Origin of the sequence: Nonomuraea sp. NPDC026600, from assembly GCF_040638335.1 — a bacterium.
Taxonomy (GTDB): Bacteria; Actinomycetota; Actinomycetes; order Streptosporangiales; family Streptosporangiaceae; genus Nonomuraea.
Window position 1 is genome coordinate 186,678 of sequence record NZ_JBEZYD010000021.1, and the last position, 15,326, is coordinate 202,003.

Here is a 15,326-nt window from a genome sequence, read left to right on the forward strand (position 1 = left end):
GGTGTCGCAGTGAAATTACCTACCCGGGCCCGGTTCGTCGGTCTGCTGATGCTCGTCTACTGCGCTCTGCTGGTTCTGGTGGCCGTCCTCGCGATCGTGGGCCCGGCCGCGAGAACATTCGCAGGGTTGCTCTCGATCCTCGCGTTCCCGGCCAGCCTGGTGATGTTCCTGCTGCCCATTCTCAGTTCCGAAGACCTGGTGGCCGTCGCTCTGCTGACCGGGCTCGGGCTGGTGCAGGCGGTGCCGTTGTGGTGGTTCAGCAGGGGCAAACCCCGTGCCGTCGGCGGGCACGCGTGGGCGCGTGACGAGACGATCACCGAGTTCACCGGCCGTTATTCACGCGGCCGCCTGGCCTTCTGGGTGAGCATGGGTTATGGCGTGTTCTGTCTGGGGGCCATCGCGGCTGGGGTGTTCGACATGGCCGGAGACATGACGGGCGTGCTGAGCCCGGTGCTGATCTACGCGCTGCTGCCGCTGTCGGTCCCCGCCCTGCTCGTGGGGAATCTCTTCCTCTACGTCTACGCGTTCGTGATCGCGGCGATCGTGCAGACCAGGCTGGTGTGGGTGCTGCTGCGTGGCCGCGGCGTGGCCGTGGACCTGCCCATGCACCTCAGGCCGGAAAATCTGCGGAAGTGAGCGCCCGTACGCGAGACGCCTCCGCGGGGGTCAAACCGAGGGTGGCCGTTTCGAGGGCGCGGCGCGAGTTCATCGGGCGGAAGGCCGTTCGGGACAGGCCCGACCAGGCGAACGCGCTGCCACCGCCGGCGGGGGCCGTGCAGGCTCTGGTGATGCGGCGTTCGGCGGCGGGTGACCAGGCGAGGCCCGCGTAGGCGTACAACTCACGGAAGCCCGGGACGGGTGCGGCGGCCAAGGCGTCGTAGGAGGTCAGCAGGATGTCCGGGGTGCGCGCGAGGATCGACCGGGTGACCCGCCACAGGGCCGCCGCCTTGGCGATGCGGTCCTGGGAGCCGATGAGGGCGCGTAGTTCCAGGAGTTCGGGGTGGTCGCGGATGAGCAGGGGCTGTTCGAGGAGTTCGTGGAAGTAGACGGTCCAGCCGAGTCGCTGCCAGCTGGCCACGAACGCCACCGGGTCGCGGGTCAGCGCGATCACCTTGCAGCCCAGGCGGGTGGCGAACCAGCCCGCCGACAGCACCGCGAACGGGTCGTCGAGCAGTGCGCGCCGGCCCAGCAGGCGGCCCAGCGTGAAGGCCGTACCGTAGCGCGCCATGCGGGCGAGATCGTACGGCGAGCGGTTGGCGCGGAGTTCGGCCAGGTAGCGGTAGCGCAGCGCGACCGTGTCACGGAAGGCGGGCAGCCAGCCGGCGGCGTTGTCGTCGCAGATGTACTGGAAGCGGTGGGTGACGTGCGCCCGCAGGACACCGGGGCAGCGGCCGGGCGGATGCTGGGGGTTCAGCGGCTCGTTGACGTAGACGAGGTCGCCCCCGGCCGCCAGCATCTTGCCCGTCCAGCTCGTGCCGCTCCTGGGCAGGCCCGTCACCAGGATGGGAGCGGTCATGCGGTGGCCCAGGAGCGGAAGCGGAGTGCCGGGAGGCTGTGGCGGCCGAAGGGGTGGAGGCCGTAGCGGTGGTGCAGTTGCCAGAGGGGGAGCAGGTTCTTCACGACCATCCCGCCCGACCAGCCGAGCACCGCCCCGAAGGCGCCGTGGGCCGGGATGAGCGCCACGTCCAGCACGACCGTGCAGGCGATCGCGGTCACCAGGTTGAGCAGGCTGGCCGTGGTGCGTCCGGCGGCGGTCAGGACGACGTCGACCATGCCGCACGCCGTCGCCAGCATCATGGTGCCCGCCAGGACCAGCGCCACCGGCACGGCGGCGTCGTACCCCGCGCCGAACAGCCGCAGCAGCCACGGCGCCAGCGCGGCGTATCCGAGCCAGACCGGCCAGGTGAGCAGCACCAGCCAGACCGTCGCCGCCTGGTACAGCTCCCGCGCCCGCGCCAGCTCGCCGTCGGCCAGCGCCCTGACCAGCCGCGGTTGTACGGCCTGCGCCAGGCCCTGGTTGGCGAGCTGGCCGACGACCTTGAACCGGGTGGCGGCGGTGTAGACGGCCGCCTGGACCGGGCCGCCGAGCACCGCGACGATCACGATGTCGAGCCGCTGGAACACCGCCTGGATGGCGCCCGCCACCGAGCGCGGCGCCGTGTAGCGCCACAGGTCGCGGCCGGTTCCCGGCAGGTATGGCGTACGCGGCAGGCGTTCGCGCAACTGGATCGCGGCGAGCAGCGCCACCGGCAGGTATGGCAGCGCCCACGCGAACGGCAGCCACTGCGGCCTGACGGCGACGCCCGCGGCGGCGACCAGCAGGAACTGCAGCGCGGGCAGCGCCATCCCGTCGAGCAGCACCGTGGGACGCATGGCGCCGAAGCCGCGGGTGGCGGCCAGCAGGACGTCGGCGACGACCATCACCGGCAGGGCCGCGGCCAGGAGGCCGAGCCGAGGGTAGAGGACCGCTCCGAAGGCGGTGGCGACCAGGACCACCGGGACGAGTGCCGCCCGGATATATCCGGAAATGCCGTGGTAGTCGGAGGTCTTGGCGCGGGCGATGAAGTAGATGAGGCCGTTGCCCGCGTCGAGCTTGGCCACCCCGGCGATCATGAGGGCCAGGGCGGTGGCGGTGAAGAAGGTGCCCGCCTGGTGCGCGGTGAAGGCCCTGGTGACGACCACGACCAGCAGGAACTGGGCCGCCGCGCTGATGGCGGCCCCGGTGATGCCCGCGATGCCGCCCTTGGCCACCTGCCCGAGCGGGCCCGCCGGACGTGCGGTCAGTGACGCCACGACGGGTCACCCCCCAGCCAGCGGGTGAGCCGTGTGTCGTACACCTCGAAGTGGTCCCTGAGCGTCCGCCTGACCGAGTCGGGCAGCGGCCGGGGCAGCGGCCGCCCGTTGTGCCGCTCGAACACCGGATATCCCAGCCGCGGCACGCCGAGGAAGTCCAGCACGCGGTCGTACATGCGTTCCGGCTCGGTGAAGAAGCGGTGGCTGTCGAGCACCAGGATGCGTTCGCGGCCGAACAGCGGCTCCAGCCGGTCGAGTTGCTCGGCGTATCGGCCGCGCGCCAGGTAGGCGTGGTGGCGGTGCGAATGGTGGACGGAGTAGGGCCGCGCTCGCAGGCTCTGCTCGGCTCCGGCAAGCCGTGGCACCTCCAGCTCCACGGCCTGCTCGAAGTCGGACTCGGTCTCGTACCCCCTGGCCAGCTCGTGGGCGTGCGCCGAGCATGCCCGCTCGACCGGGTCGCGGACCAGCACGACGAGCTTGACCCCGGGCAGGTCGGCGGCGATGCGCTCCCCGGCCAGCGGATGGAACAGGTAGTAGGGCGACGACTCGAACGCCAGCGGGTGCGTGCCGTGGCGGCGGGCGAGCCGCGCGGCGGCCGCCCGGAGCGGAAAATGCCCCTGATACCACGACAGGCTCTGCCCGTAGTCGGCGTCGAAGTAGTGGACGCCTTTGTGCAGCACCGGTTTGAGCAGCAGCGGGTGCCGCGCCAGCGCCCGGTAGAGCGACGTGGTGCCGCACCGCTGCGCCCCCGCGATCAGGAACGACGGCAGCATCCGCACGCTCGACGTGAACTTCCCGGTGGTCCGGGAGACGGACAGCACCGACTGCTTCATGGTGTTCACGTCACTGACTCCTGGTGATCGACGAGCGGGTTGAGCCAGGTGTCCGGCGGCCCGAGGGGTTCGTGGCCGTCGGCGGCGTGCCGGTCGGCCAGGGCGATGAGGTAGTGCAGGGCTGTCCGCCTGGCCTGCGCGGCCGACAGCCCGAGCGGCGCGAGAACCGGCAGGGCCTGCGCCAGGCAGGCCCGCGCGGCCGTGGGCGGGTTCATTCGCCGCAGTGCGCGCTGGAAGAAGTGGTGCACGGCGTCGAACCCGTAGGGCACGCCGACCGCGTAGCGCTCCCAGTCCCAGACGAGCAGCCGCCCGTCGCCGGACGGGGCGATGTTCCAGGGCGACAGGTCACCGTGCCAGGCCGCTCCCTCGGCGCCGCCGGTGCCCGCGATCTCCCTGACGGCGTCGGCGAGCAGCGCGGCGGAGACCCGGCCGCGCCGGACCGGCAGCGGCGACAGGACCAGGATCGAGAACTCCCCCCACTGCCCGTGGTGGAGCACGGCCGGCACGATGACCGTCTTCAGCGTCAGGTCGCCCAGCTTCCGCAGCGCGGCGGCCTCGCCGTCGACCAGCTCGCGGGTGCGCGCGGTGTCGCCGACCTTCACGAACGCCAGGACAGAGCCCTCGCGGTGCGCCTCCAGGACGGGCTTGCGGTTGGCCCGGCCGGCCGGCCGTACGTGGAGGACGGTCTCGACGGGACCGCCGAGGACGTCGCTCAGATGGGTCTCGATCGAGCCCTCGACGGGCACCATGACCCGGCGCCCCAGCAGCGCGTGCCATCGGCGCCGGGGGGCCAGGCGGCGCGGCAGCAGCCGGTGCGGCAGCACGCTGTAGGGGCGCGGTGAGCCGGGGCCGGGGTAGAGCGAGCGCACCGTCTGATCGAGATAGCGCAGCCGCCGGTTCGCGTCGTTCACGCGGTCTCCCTGGCGTTGCGCCACAGGAGGGCGAACGAGATGAGGTAGAGGCTGAGCGGAGTGACCAGACCGTCGTAGACGAACATGTAGAGCAGCACGAGGATCATGACGAGCACGCCCGCGAGCCCGATCGGGCTGCGGTCGGGCCAGTGGCGCCGGATCGCGCCCAGGAAGAACGCCACGTAGAGCGCCGCCCCCACGAAGCCCTGGGTGATGATCAGCAGCCAGAGCTGCCCGTCGCTGCCCAGCGGCGGATGGCCACAGCCGCCGCACCACTCGGTCTTGCCGGTGGTGATCGTGCGGTGGTTGCCCATGGCGTTGCGGGTGTTGCCGTAGCCGATGATCGGGGAGTGGGCGGCCGCCGCGATGGTCGCCGACACGGTGAAGGCCCTGATGTCGTTGGAGTGCGGGTTGTCCAGGCGCTGGCCGACCAGCGAGGCGAGCGGGCTGAGCGCGAACGCCAGCGTCGCCGCCACCGCCGTGGCGCACAGGGCCAGCCTGGTGCGTCCGCCGACCCGGACGATCAGGTAGAGCCCGGCCAGCCCGAGGCCGATCCAGAGGCCGCGGTTGAGTGAGTAGACGATCGGGATGGCGGCCACGGCCGTCAAGGCGATGGCCGCCGCCTTGCGCCCGCCTCCGCCGTACACCCACCAGCCGACCACGAACCAGATCAGCAGCACCGACACGTTGCTGCCCCACGCGTTGGCCCACTCGAACGGCGCCTCGGGGCGGGGTGAGGCGTAGCCCAGCACCTTCTGGGTCTGGGCGGCGGTGGGGTGGATGAGGTTCTGGACGAAGGCGTTGTCGCTGATCCAGCCCGGCAGCACCCGCTCCACCGGCGAGGTGAACTCCAGCCGGGGGAAGAACACCCCGAGCAGCCCGCCCACCACGGTCGTGACGAACAGCACGCCGAGCATCCGTACGAGCCTGAGCTGCGGCAGCTCCCGTTCGGTCAGGTTGCCCAGGTAGAGAACCATGATCAACAGTGCCACGTAGAGCGCGAACCGCATGAGGTAGCCGATCACCCGCCCGGCGTTGAAGCCGCCGTAGGTGTCGGGCGGCATGTCGGCCAGCATCAGCGCGCTCACCGTGTAACCGGCCAGGAGCAGCAGCCACAGACCGAACCCGCGCGGCACCCGGATCGGTCGGCGCCGCCAGAGGATGACGGCCATGGGCGCCGCCAGGACGATCACCGACAGGCCCCCGAAGCCGAGCGCCCACCACACGGGATAGCCGAGCAGGAGCGCGCCGATCGGCCACGCGGGGCCTCTCATGGCGAGGTGCCCGGCGGGTGGGGGAACGCCGTCATGGGACCCGTCTCAGCGGACAGGCCGGGCTCCAGCTCGCCGCTGGCGACCAGCTTGCCGAGCGAGGCGCCGGCCCGCGGATCGGGCCCCGGGGCCCGATCCGTCGTCGTCACCACACCGATGATCGGTACGTTGTGCCTGCCCAGATGGCGTACGGCGGCGTCCGTCTGCACCGAGGTGGCCCGGCCGAGCCCGACCAGCAGCAAGGCCGCGTCCGCCCGGGCCAGGTCGCCCACGTCGGAGCCGGTCAGCAGCGACAGCGGCGCGGTGCGGGCCAGCGGCACGAGCACCTGCGTCGCGCCGAGCTCGGACGGGATCGCCCTGACCAGCAGCCGCTTGCCCGGGCAGGCGGCGACCACGGCGGCGGCCAGGTCATGCGGCACGCCCCGGGCCAGCGGGTCCGACAGGTCGCCGAGGACGGGCAGCCCGGTCAGCCGCTCGACGTCGGCGGCGGTGCGCAGCCGGGTGTCGAGCCGGTCGCGGACGTAGGCGGTGGCGGTGCCGAGGAGCAGGCCGATCATGAGCCCGGTGCCGAGGTAGAGCGGCAGGCTGGGCGAGCTCGGCACGGTCGGCGGCGTGGCCTGGCTGATGATCGAGCCGGGGGTGACCGCGACGGTCTTCAGCGCGTCGTACTTGAGCGTGAGGCTGTAGGCCTGCCGGTTGAGCACGCTCTGCCGGTGCGCGGCCATCGTGTGCTCGATGGTGCCCTTGCCCAGCCGGGCGAGCTCCTTGATCACGGTGTCGAGCGCGGTGTTGACCTGTCTGAGCTTGACCAGCATCGCCCGCTGCTGCGCGGTCATCGTCGCCTGCGCGCTCTCGGTGCGGTTGGCCAGGTACGCCTGCGCGTACGCCCGCGACTGGGCCGCCGCGACGGCGGGGTCGGCGGCGGTGACGGAGATCCACAGCACGGCCGAGTTGGGCGGCACCGAGACCTCGACGGGCTCGGGCGCGCCGGTCTTGAGCTCCTTCGCGGCCTTGGCCGCCACCACGGACGACTGCGCGATCTGTGCCTCGGTGTCGAGGTTGAGCGGTTCGCGCTGCCGGTTGGTCACCTGGTTGTTCTGGTCCTGGACGCCCACGGGCGCGACCAGGACCTCGGTGGTGGCGGTGTAGGCGGGCGGGGTGACCCGCAGCAGCGCCAGCCCCGCCGTGCCGCCGGCCAGCAGGAGTCCCAGGAACGGCAGCCAGCGTCTACGCAACAGTGAGAGATGCTCCGCCAGGTCGGTGCCGGGGCGGCGGCCCGGGTAGTCCGGCGACAGGCTCATTGGGGCGGATCTCCCTTGGAGTATGTGCGCGGTGTCGCCGATCGACGACTGTGCGTCACGAGTCGCGGGCATCCGCCCACTATAGGTGGAACCGCTTTTGCCCAGGACGAATCTTGGGAGATTTCTCTGGAGCGGCCAGTAATTCGCCCTCCAATATCTCGAAATAATGCGAAATTGAGGACGGCCGAGGTGCTCGATGACCTGGCGATACACCCGCTCCGGCTGAAGTTCTGGGAACGGCATGGCATGGTTCAGGTTTGATAGGACGGGGGACCTTGGTTGAGAGGGTTGAATGGCCTTGAACCGGTGGGGAATTTCTCATAAAGCGGTAAATATCGGCATCAAGGGTGTCGCGCTGTTGGTCGTCGCCGTGCTCGCGGGCTGCTCGGCGCAGCCGGGAGGCTCGGAGAGCCCGGCGCGGGAGCCGAGCGTCAGGCCGAACGCGGAGAGCTCGCCGTCCTGCGCCGTCACCGCCCGGCTCATCCCGTCATGCGGTGCCTGGTGGGGGATCGCCCCAGAGGTCTTCACCGGTACGGGCGTCGAAAGGTCGCTCCAGAGCGCCGAGACCCGCATCGGTGACACCGCCGACGTGCTGCACGTCTATCACCGGGGCAAGGAGGAGTTCCCCACCGAGGAGGAGGTCAGGCTGGCTCGCGACCCGGTCCGGCCCAGGCTGCTGCTCATCAACTGGAAGCCGTCGTTCGACCACACCTGGGCGCAGATCGCCGGCGGAGCCATCGACCGCAGGATCGACCGGCTGGCCGACTACATCAGACGCACCTTCCCCGAGCGGTTCTTCCTCACCCTGCACCACGAGCCGGAGAACGACGTCGACGCCACCCCCGGCTCGGGCATGCAGGCCACCGACTACGCCGCCATGTACCGCCATGTCGTGCTCAGGCTGCGCGATGAGGGCGTCAAGAACGCGGTCACGGTCATGACCTACATGGGTGCCCCGAACTGGGCGGCCAAGCCCTGGTTCGAGCAGCTCTACCCAGGTGACGACGTGGTCGACTGGGTGGCCCTCGACCCCTATGCCGACCACCGGGTCGACGACTTCGACGGGCTGGTCAACAAGACCCGGCCCGACTTCGGCCAGTGGCCGGGGTTCTACCGCTGGATGCAGTGGCGCTTTCCCGGCAAGCCGGTCATGGTCGCGGAGTGGGGCGTGTTCGAGCGGTCCGGCGACCGTACGGCCAAGCGCTCGTTCTTCGAGTCGGTGCGCACGCAGATCCAGCACTACCCGCAGATCAAGGCGTTGATCTACTTCGACTCACCGCACGCGCCGCGCGGCGACACCAGCTTCGACTCCGACCCCGCGGCCGGGCGGGCGTTCAGTGAACTCGCGCGAGATCCGTACTTTCACTCGACGCCCGTGCCTCGGCCCTGACGCGCCAGCGCCAGCCCGCGACGGTCACGAGTGTGGCGCCCGCGAGCGCCCACACCGTCAGCGTGTTGCTCACGTCGAGCAGCTTGAGCGCGGAGGCGAGCAGGACGATCCCGAGCACCGCCCTGATGAGGCCGCCCGGCGCCCTGGAGGAGATCCGGGCACCGAGGTAGACGCCCGGGATGGAACCGATGAGCAGCGAGAGCGTCAGCTGGAGCTGGAAGTCGCCGAAGAGCAGGTGGCCGAGCGCGGCCGAGGCGACGAGCGGCACCGCCTGCACCAGATCGGTGCCGACGAGCTGGTTGGCCTTGAGCGCCGGATAGAGGGCGAGCAGGGCCACGATGATCAGGGAACCCGAGCCCACCGAGGAGATCCCGACCACGAGACCGCCTACCGTACCGACCAGTACGGTCGGGATTGGGCGCACGACGATATCGTGGGCGCTCGACGTGCCGCCCTTCCCGGCCAGCCACGTCTTGGCGACCAGGCCCGCGACGGCGAGCAGCAGCGCCACGCCGAGCGCGTACTTCACCCCGTCGCCGACCGCGAACGCCCGCGCCACGAACACCCCGCAGAACGCCGCCGGCACCGACCCCGCGCAGAGCCAGCCCACCAGGCGCAGGTTGACCGTGCCCCTGCGCAGGTGGACCGCGCCGCCGACCGGTTTCATCACGGCCGAGGCGACCAGGTCGCTGGAGACCGCGGCCAGCGGCGAGACGTGGAAGAACAGCATCATCATCGGCGTCATGAGCGCGCCGCCGCCCATGCCGGTGAGCCCGACGACGATGGCCACGACAAAGGACCCGGCGATCAGGGGGAAGTCGATCAACGAACCCAGCCTCCGCTGCGCAGTGTCCCCAGCACCTGGGCGACGGCCGCCTCGATGGAAATGTGTGTCGTGTCGATGACCAGCTCGGCGTCGTCCGGCTCCTCGTAGGGGTCGGAGATGCCGGTGAACTCGGGGATGAGCCCGGCGCGGGCCTTGGCGTACAGGCCCTTGCGGTCGCGGCGCTCGCACTCCTCCAGCGGGGTGGCCACGTGCACGAGCAGGAAGTCGGCGCCGACCGACTCGGCCATCTCGCGCACCTCCTCGCGGGTGTCCGCGTAGGGGGCGATGGGGGCGCAGATCGCCAGCCCGCCGTGGCGCGCGGCCTCTGCGGCGACGAAGCCGATGCGCCGGATGTTGAGGTCGCGGTCGTCCTTGGAGAACGTCAGGCCCTTGGACAGCAGGTGGCGGACCACGTCGCCGTCGAGGTAGGTGACCGTGCGGCTGCCCAGCTCCAGCAGCGAGTCGCGCAGGCCGCGGGCGATCGTGGACTTGCCGGAGCCGGACAGGCCGGTGAAGAACACCACGAGCCCGCGCCGGTGCGGCGGTCCGGGGATGCGCACCGGCTCGGGGCCCGCCAGGTGCTCGGTGGCGCCGTAGGCGGTGGCGACGTGCTCGCGCAGCTCCAGGTCGATCTCGAGCTCCGCGCGCGGCGCCAGCGGCACCGAGACCACCAGCGTGCCCTCGGGAAGCTGCTCCTTGGCGCGCAGCGCGGCTCGTACCACGGCCGGGCCCGTCTCGCCGTAGGAGAGGGGGAGCAGCACGATCACCGCGTCGAGCTCCTTGGCGGTGGCGACGATCTCGGTGAGGTCGTCGAGCGGCCCCCGCATGGTGACGGCGAGCGCCTCCCGCCCGTCGAGCTCGTCGCGTACCTGTGCCGGAGTACGGCGAAGCCGGGCGAACGGGCCGTGCTCCGGGGCGCCCAAGCCCTTCACCGGGCCGAAGGTCAGGCCGTCGGGCTCGCGCCCGGCGACGGTGAGCACGGCCAGCGGGACGCCCTCGGGATCGAGCAGCGTGACCTCATCACCGGGGGCGGCCTCCTGCGGCAGGTGGAGCGTGACGGGCGCGGGCCACGGGGTGCCGTCGGCGAGCGTGCCGCGCTCGTGCACCGCGTGCAGGTCGTCGTGGCCGAGGTACCCGCTCAACGGCTGGAACGCGCCGGAGAGCAGTAGCTCCAGATCGGCCAGCTCGTACGCGCCGGGGGTCCACTCCACGTTCTGCCATCCCAACTATTCCGATTGAATTGGTAGGAAAGGAGTCTATCCTTTGCTACCAGTGTGTCGCTAGATGAGGCGTGCGAAGTGGTTCTGTGGCTTTCTGATGACCATGGCGATCTCGTCGTGCGCGGACGGGAAGCGGCCACGGGTCAGCTTGGCCGTCATCGCGACGGCCGCGCGGCCGATGCGGCCCATGGCCGGGCCGCTGGTCGCCTCCTGGTCATCGGTGATCATGAGTCCGCGCGTCAGGCAGAAGGCGTGGATCCCGTCGCGCGAGGTCACCGGCCCGTAGACGGCCGGCAGCGGGCCCGGCGTGCCGGCGGCCACCAGGTGCCGCCAGAGCAGCAGCCGCAGCCAGGACGGGGTGATCCGGTCGAGCAGGCCGTAGGCGGACTTGCGGTCACGCATGCGCAGCAGGATCAGCCCGCCGGGGCGCAGCGCCTGGAGCAGCCGGTCGAAGACCAGCTCGGCGTGCTGGATGCGCTCCAGCAGGAACGAGAGCTGGATCACGTCCACGGATCTCGGGGGCAGGGGCACGCAGCGCAGGTCGCCCAGCGACCACCTGACGAGATCGGCCCGCTCGGCGACCGCCGTCCTGATCGGGGGCAGGTCCTCGTCGACACCGGTGATCCTGGTGTCGATCCGGTCCAGGACCAGGGGCTCGTCGTGCGCGCATCCGGCGACGAGCACGTCGAGTCGCCTGCCGAGCTGTCCGGCCCACTGCTCGCGGATCCGCTGACCAAAGAGATCGCCCCTCGGGGCTACCGACCGCACCTCAGACATGTCACCTAGAGTAATCAATCGACGCCAATTAGTAAGGCATTTCCCTGCTAGCGTCCTGCGCCGTGAGTGATCTCGTGTACGTGGGCAACGCGAACGTGGACGCCGCGACGGACCATGGCTGGCTCCTGGGTCATTTCAAACCCTACGGGGATCCGAGACACAGCAACGGAGTGGAAATCAAATGGGGCACCCACCTTCCGGGCGACGAGCGCGCCGAGTGGGTGAAAGGCGAAGAGCGTACGGCGCTGCTGATCCTCATCTCGGGCCGCTTCCGCGTCGAACTACCGGGGAGAAGCGTGCTGCTCGCCGAGCGAGGCGACTACGTGGTCTGGGGCAAGGGCGTGGACCACTCCTGGCGCGCGGAGGAGGAGTCGGTGGTCCTCACGGTCCGCTGGCCGTCCGTCCCGGGCTACAAGGTCGCGGAGCAGGACGGGGGCGTGGGGTGGATGCGAATAGAGTAGGGGAACCCCCACGCCCGCCGGCTGGGGGTAATCGTCGTGGGGCTGTCGAAAAATGAGTCTGTCCGGGCTGCTTGATCTTGTCATCACCGACCCCAAGCTGACCGCCGCTCTGGAAGAGGGCGGAGACATCTCGCTGGTGGCGCCGTCCGCGCTGCGGCCGTTCGGAGTGGCCGCGCTGGCCGGGCACGATCAGCGGGCCGTGCTGGCGATCACCGCCACCGGCCGCGAGGCGGAGGATCTGGCGAGCGCGCTGACCAGCTTGATCGAGCCCACCTCCGTGGCCGTCTTCCCCGCCTGGGAGACGCTGCCGCACGAGCGGCTCTCCCCGCGCAGCGACACCGTGGGGCAGCGGCTGGCGGTGCTCAGGAGGCTCTCGCACCCGGTCAAGGATGACCAGTCGGCCGGACCGCTCAGCGTGGTCGTGGCGCCGATCAGGGCGCTGCTCCAGCCGATCATGAAGGGTCTGGGCGACCTGGAGCCCACCCGCCTGCGCGCGGGCGACGACGCCGACCTCGACGAGGTCGTACGGCGACTGGTCGAGAACGGCTACCACCGGGTCGACATGGTGGAGAAGCGGGGCGAGGTGGCGGTCCGCGGCGGGCTGCTCGACGTGTTCCCGCCGACCGAGGAGCATCCGCTGCGGCTGGAGTTCTGGGGCGACACGGTCGAGGAGATCCGCTGGTTCAAGGTGGCCGACCAGCGGTCGCTGGAGGCCGCGGACAGCGGGCTGTTCGCGCCGCCCTGCCGTGAGCTGCTGCTCAACGCCGAGGTCAGGGAGCGGGCGCGCGAGCTGGGCCGCGAGCACCCGGCGCTGGCCGAGGTGCTCGACCAGCTCGCTGAGGGGACGCCGGTCGAGGGCATGGAGGCGTTCGCGCCCGTGCTGGCGGGCGAGATGGACCTGCTGCTCGACCACCTGCCCGCCAACGCCGCGGTGTTCGTCTGCGACCCCGAGCGGATCAGGAGCCGGGCCGAGGAGCTCGTCCGCACGTCGCAGGAGTTCCTGGAGGCGTCGTGGATCAACGCGGCGGCCGGGGGCGAGGCGCCGATCGATCTCGGCGCGGCGGCGTTCCGCTCGCTCGAGGAGATCCGCGGGCACGCCGACGTGCTGGGGCAGCCGTGGTGGACGATGGCGCCGTTCGGGGCCGGGGTCGAGCTCGACGCGCAGGACTCCGAGGCGTACCGGGGCGACACCAGGAAGGCGCTCGACGACGTCAAGGGCTGGCTGGCCGAGGACAAGGCGGTCGTGCTGCTGAGCGAGGGGCACGGCCCGGCCGAGCGCATGGTCGAGGTCCTCAAGGGCGTGGACGTCCCTGCCCGGTTGGTGAAGTATCTGGATAAATCGCCAGATCCGAAGGTTGTCCATGTCTCGACGGGGTTGATCGAGCACGGGTTCATCACCCCCAACCTCGCGGTGCTCACCCACCTCGACCTCGTCGGCCAGAAGGCGTCCACCAAGGACATGCGCCGCCTGCCGTCCCGCCGCCGCAACATGGTCGACCCGCTCCAGCTCAAGGTCGGCGACCACGTGGTGCACGAGCAGCACGGCGTCGGCCGCTACGTCGAGATGGTGCAGCGGACGGTCCAGGGCGCGACGCGCGAATACCTGGTCATCGAGTACGCCAAGGGCGACCGCCTGTACGTGCCGACGGACCAGCTCGACGAGGTCACCCGCTACGTCGGCGGCGAGGCCCCGACGCTCAACCGGATGGGCGGCGCCGACTGGGCCAAGGCCAAGTCCCGGGCGAAGAAGGCGGTCAAGGAGATCGCGGGCGAGCTCATCCGCCTCTACTCCGCCCGCATGGCCTCGCCCGGCCACGCCTTCGCCGCCGACTCCCCGTGGCAGCGTGAGATGGAGGACGCCTTCCCCTACGTCGAGACCGGCGACCAGCTGGAGGCCATCGACGAGGTCAAGCGCGACATGGAGCGCGGCGTCCCGATGGACCGGCTGATCTGCGGCGACGTCGGCTACGGCAAGACCGAGATCGCGGTGCGGGCGGCGTTCAAGGCCGTCCAGGACGGCAAGCAGGTGGCCGTGCTGGTGCCGACCACGCTGCTGGTGCAGCAGCACATGTCGACGTTCACCGAGCGGTTCTCCAGCTTTCCCATCGCGCTCAGGCCGGTCTCCCGCTTCCAGACCGACGGCGAGGTCAAGGGCACCCTGGAGGGGCTCCGCACCGGCGCCGTGGACCTGGTGATCGGCACCCACCGGCTGCTCAGCCCCGAGGTCAGGTTCAAGGACCTGGGGCTGATCATCATCGACGAGGAGCAGCGGTTCGGCGTCGAGCACAAGGAGGCCATGAAGCACCTGCGCACCCAGGTCGACGTGCTGGCCATGTCGGCCACGCCGATCCCGCGCACGCTGGAGATGGGCCTGACCGGCATCAGGGAGATGTCGACCATCCTCACCCCGCCGGAGGAGCGGCACCCGATCCTCACCTTCGTCGGACCGTACGACGAGAAGCAGATCGGGGCCGCCATCAGGCGCGAACTGATGCGTGACGGCCAGATCTTCTTCGTGCACAACCGGGTGGCCTCGATCAACCGGGTCGCCGCCCGGATCAGGGAGCTGGTGCCCGAGGCGCGCATCGCGGTGGCGCACGGGCAGCTGAACGAACACCAGCTAGAAAAGATCATGGTCGGCTTCTGGGAGCGCGAATACGACCTGCTGGTCTGCACCACGATCGTGGAGTCCGGCCTCGACGTGCCCAACGCCAACACGCTGATCGTCGACCGGGCGGACAACTACGGCCTCTCGCAGCTGCACCAGCTCAGGGGCCGGGTCGGGCGAGGCAGGGAGCGGGGTTACGCCTACTTCCTCTACCCGCCGGAGAAGCCGCTCACCGAGACCGCCCACGAGCGGCTGGCGACGATCTCGCAGCACACCGAGATGGGCGCGGGCATGTACGTCGCGATGAAGGACCTGGAGATCCGCGGCGCGGGCAACGTGCTCGGCGCCGAGCAGTCGGGCTTCATCGCGGGCGTCGGCTTCGACCTGTACGTCCGGCTCATGGCCGAGGCCGTACAGGAGCAGAAGGCCAAGCTGTCCGGCGTGGAGGTGACGGAGGAGCACCACGACGTCAAGGTCGAGCTGCCGATCAACGCGCACATCCCGCACGACTACGTCACCTCCGAACGGCTGCGCCTGGAGGCGTACAAGCGGATCGCCGCCATCTCGGCCGACATCCACATCGACGAGGTCCGCGCCGAGCTGACGGACAGATACGGCAAGCCGCCCGTCCAGGTGGAGAACCTGCTGGCCGTCGCCCGTTTCCGCATCCGGGCCCGCCAGGCCGGGCTCACCGATGTCACGCTGCAGGGCCAGAACATCAAGTTCGGCCCGGTCAGGCTCCGGGAGTCGCAGCAGGTACGCCTCGAGCGGCTGTACAAGAAGGCCATCTACAAGCAGGCGGCGGAGACGCTGCTGGTGCCCGTGCCGAAGACCAAGCCGCTGGGCGGGCAGCCGCTTCGCGACCTCGACCTGCTCAAATGGTGCGGGGACCTGGTCGAGGCGATGTTCCTGGAGCCGGCGAGGGTAAGCTAGCC

13 protein-coding genes are annotated in these 15,326 nt (G+C 70.6%); 4 read left to right on the plus strand and 9 right to left on the minus strand.

All coding sequences use genetic code 11. The annotated features are described in order from the left end of the window. Positions 1-9 precede the first annotated feature (9 nt). On the plus strand, positions 10-636 hold the full coding sequence (locus AB0F17_RS38530) for a hypothetical protein (protein ID WP_358033309.1): 627 nt from the start codon (positions 10-12) through the stop codon (positions 634-636). On the opposite strand, the gene AB0F17_RS38535 is transcribed toward AB0F17_RS38530, so the two are convergent. Genes AB0F17_RS38535 through AB0F17_RS38560 form a run of 6 tightly spaced genes read right to left on the minus strand, consistent with a single transcriptional unit; the run spans position 611 to position 7,181 of the window. Then, positions 611-1,516: a sulfotransferase gene (locus AB0F17_RS38535; protein ID WP_358033312.1), complete on the minus strand. Its 906-nt coding sequence runs from the start codon at positions 1,514-1,516 to the stop codon at positions 611-613. The two genes, AB0F17_RS38530 and AB0F17_RS38535, sit on opposite strands and share 26 nt — an antisense overlap. Next, the gene (locus AB0F17_RS38540; RefSeq protein ID WP_358033315.1) at positions 1,513-2,793 is read right to left on the minus strand and encodes a polysaccharide biosynthesis C-terminal domain-containing protein; all 1,281 of its coding nucleotides are present in this window, start codon (positions 2,791-2,793) and stop codon (positions 1,513-1,515) included. The genes AB0F17_RS38535 and AB0F17_RS38540 overlap by 4 nt, the downstream gene beginning before the upstream one ends. Next, positions 2,781-3,626, minus strand: a complete 846-nt coding sequence (locus tag AB0F17_RS38545; protein WP_358033388.1) for a sulfotransferase domain-containing protein — start codon at positions 3,624-3,626, stop codon at positions 2,781-2,783. Before AB0F17_RS38545 ends, AB0F17_RS38540 begins: the two co-directional genes overlap by 13 nt. A 5-nt stretch (positions 3,627-3,631) precedes the next feature. After that, the gene (locus AB0F17_RS38550) at positions 3,632-4,537 is read right to left on the minus strand and encodes a hypothetical protein (RefSeq protein ID WP_358033319.1); all 906 of its coding nucleotides are present in this window, start codon (positions 4,535-4,537) and stop codon (positions 3,632-3,634) included. Further along, entirely contained in the window at positions 4,534-5,811 is a 1,278-nt protein-coding gene (locus tag AB0F17_RS38555; RefSeq protein WP_358033322.1) for a hypothetical protein, read from the minus strand. The genes AB0F17_RS38550 and AB0F17_RS38555 overlap by 4 nt, the downstream gene beginning before the upstream one ends. Then, positions 5,808-7,181, minus strand: a complete 1,374-nt coding sequence (locus AB0F17_RS38560; protein WP_358033324.1) for a Wzz/FepE/Etk N-terminal domain-containing protein — start codon at positions 7,179-7,181, stop codon at positions 5,808-5,810. The genes AB0F17_RS38555 and AB0F17_RS38560 overlap by 4 nt, the downstream gene beginning before the upstream one ends. Before the next feature lie 220 nt (positions 7,182-7,401). Between AB0F17_RS38560 and AB0F17_RS38565 the strand changes: the two genes are divergently transcribed. Next, a complete protein-coding gene (locus AB0F17_RS38565; protein ID WP_358033327.1) occupies positions 7,402-8,499 on the plus strand; it encodes a hypothetical protein in 1,098 nt (365 codons plus the stop codon). Here AB0F17_RS38565 and AB0F17_RS38570 read toward each other — a convergent pair. From AB0F17_RS38570 to AB0F17_RS38580, 3 genes are all read right to left on the minus strand, one after another. Then, the gene (locus tag AB0F17_RS38570) at positions 8,444-9,325 is read right to left on the minus strand and encodes a sulfite exporter TauE/SafE family protein (RefSeq protein ID WP_358033331.1); all 882 of its coding nucleotides are present in this window, start codon (positions 9,323-9,325) and stop codon (positions 8,444-8,446) included. The genes AB0F17_RS38565 and AB0F17_RS38570 overlap by 56 nt on opposite strands. Then, positions 9,322-10,536, minus strand: coding sequence for an adenylyl-sulfate kinase (cysC, locus tag AB0F17_RS38575; protein ID WP_358033333.1), 1,215 nt, complete (start codon positions 10,534-10,536; stop codon positions 9,322-9,324). Before cysC ends, AB0F17_RS38570 begins: the two co-directional genes overlap by 4 nt. A 69-nt stretch (positions 10,537-10,605) precedes the next feature. Further along, entirely contained in the window at positions 10,606-11,322 is a 717-nt protein-coding gene (locus AB0F17_RS38580; RefSeq protein WP_358033335.1) for a class I SAM-dependent methyltransferase, read from the minus strand. Between the two features lie 62 nt (positions 11,323-11,384). On the opposite strand from AB0F17_RS38580, the gene AB0F17_RS38585 reads away from it, so the two are divergent. Both AB0F17_RS38585 and mfd read left to right on the plus strand, forming a co-directional pair. After that, positions 11,385-11,783 (plus strand): signal peptidase I, encoded by a 399-nt coding sequence (locus AB0F17_RS38585; protein WP_358033337.1) that lies wholly within the window; start codon positions 11,385-11,387, stop codon positions 11,781-11,783. A 52-nt stretch (positions 11,784-11,835) separates the two neighbouring features. Then, positions 11,836-15,324, plus strand: a complete 3,489-nt coding sequence (gene mfd / locus AB0F17_RS38590) for a transcription-repair coupling factor (protein WP_358033339.1) — start codon at positions 11,836-11,838, stop codon at positions 15,322-15,324. The last annotated feature ends 2 nt before the right edge of the window (positions 15,325-15,326 follow it).

Excerpts from the sequence above, each read along its gene's own strand:
- AB0F17_RS38580 (WP_358033335.1), bottom strand. The coding sequence starts at position 11,322 with ATGTCTGAGGTGCGGTCGGTAGCCCCGAGGGGCGATCTCTTTGGTCAG.
- mfd (WP_358033339.1), top strand. The coding sequence starts at position 11,836 with ATGAGTCTGTCCGGGCTGCTTGATCTTGTCATCACCGACCCCAAGCTG.
- AB0F17_RS38535 (WP_358033312.1), bottom strand. The coding sequence starts at position 1,516 with ATGACCGCTCCCATCCTGGTGACGGGCCTGCCCAGGAGCGGCACGAGC.
- AB0F17_RS38545 (WP_358033388.1), bottom strand. The coding sequence starts at position 3,626 with ATGAAGCAGTCGGTGCTGTCCGTCTCCCGGACCACCGGGAAGTTCACG.
- AB0F17_RS38560 (WP_358033324.1), bottom strand. The coding sequence starts at position 7,181 with ATGCCCGCGACTCGTGACGCACAGTCGTCGATCGGCGACACCGCGCAC.
- AB0F17_RS38565 (WP_358033327.1), top strand. The coding sequence starts at position 7,402 with ATGGCCTTGAACCGGTGGGGAATTTCTCATAAAGCGGTAAATATCGGC.
- AB0F17_RS38555 (WP_358033322.1), bottom strand. The coding sequence starts at position 5,811 with ATGAGAGGCCCCGCGTGGCCGATCGGCGCGCTCCTGCTCGGCTATCCC.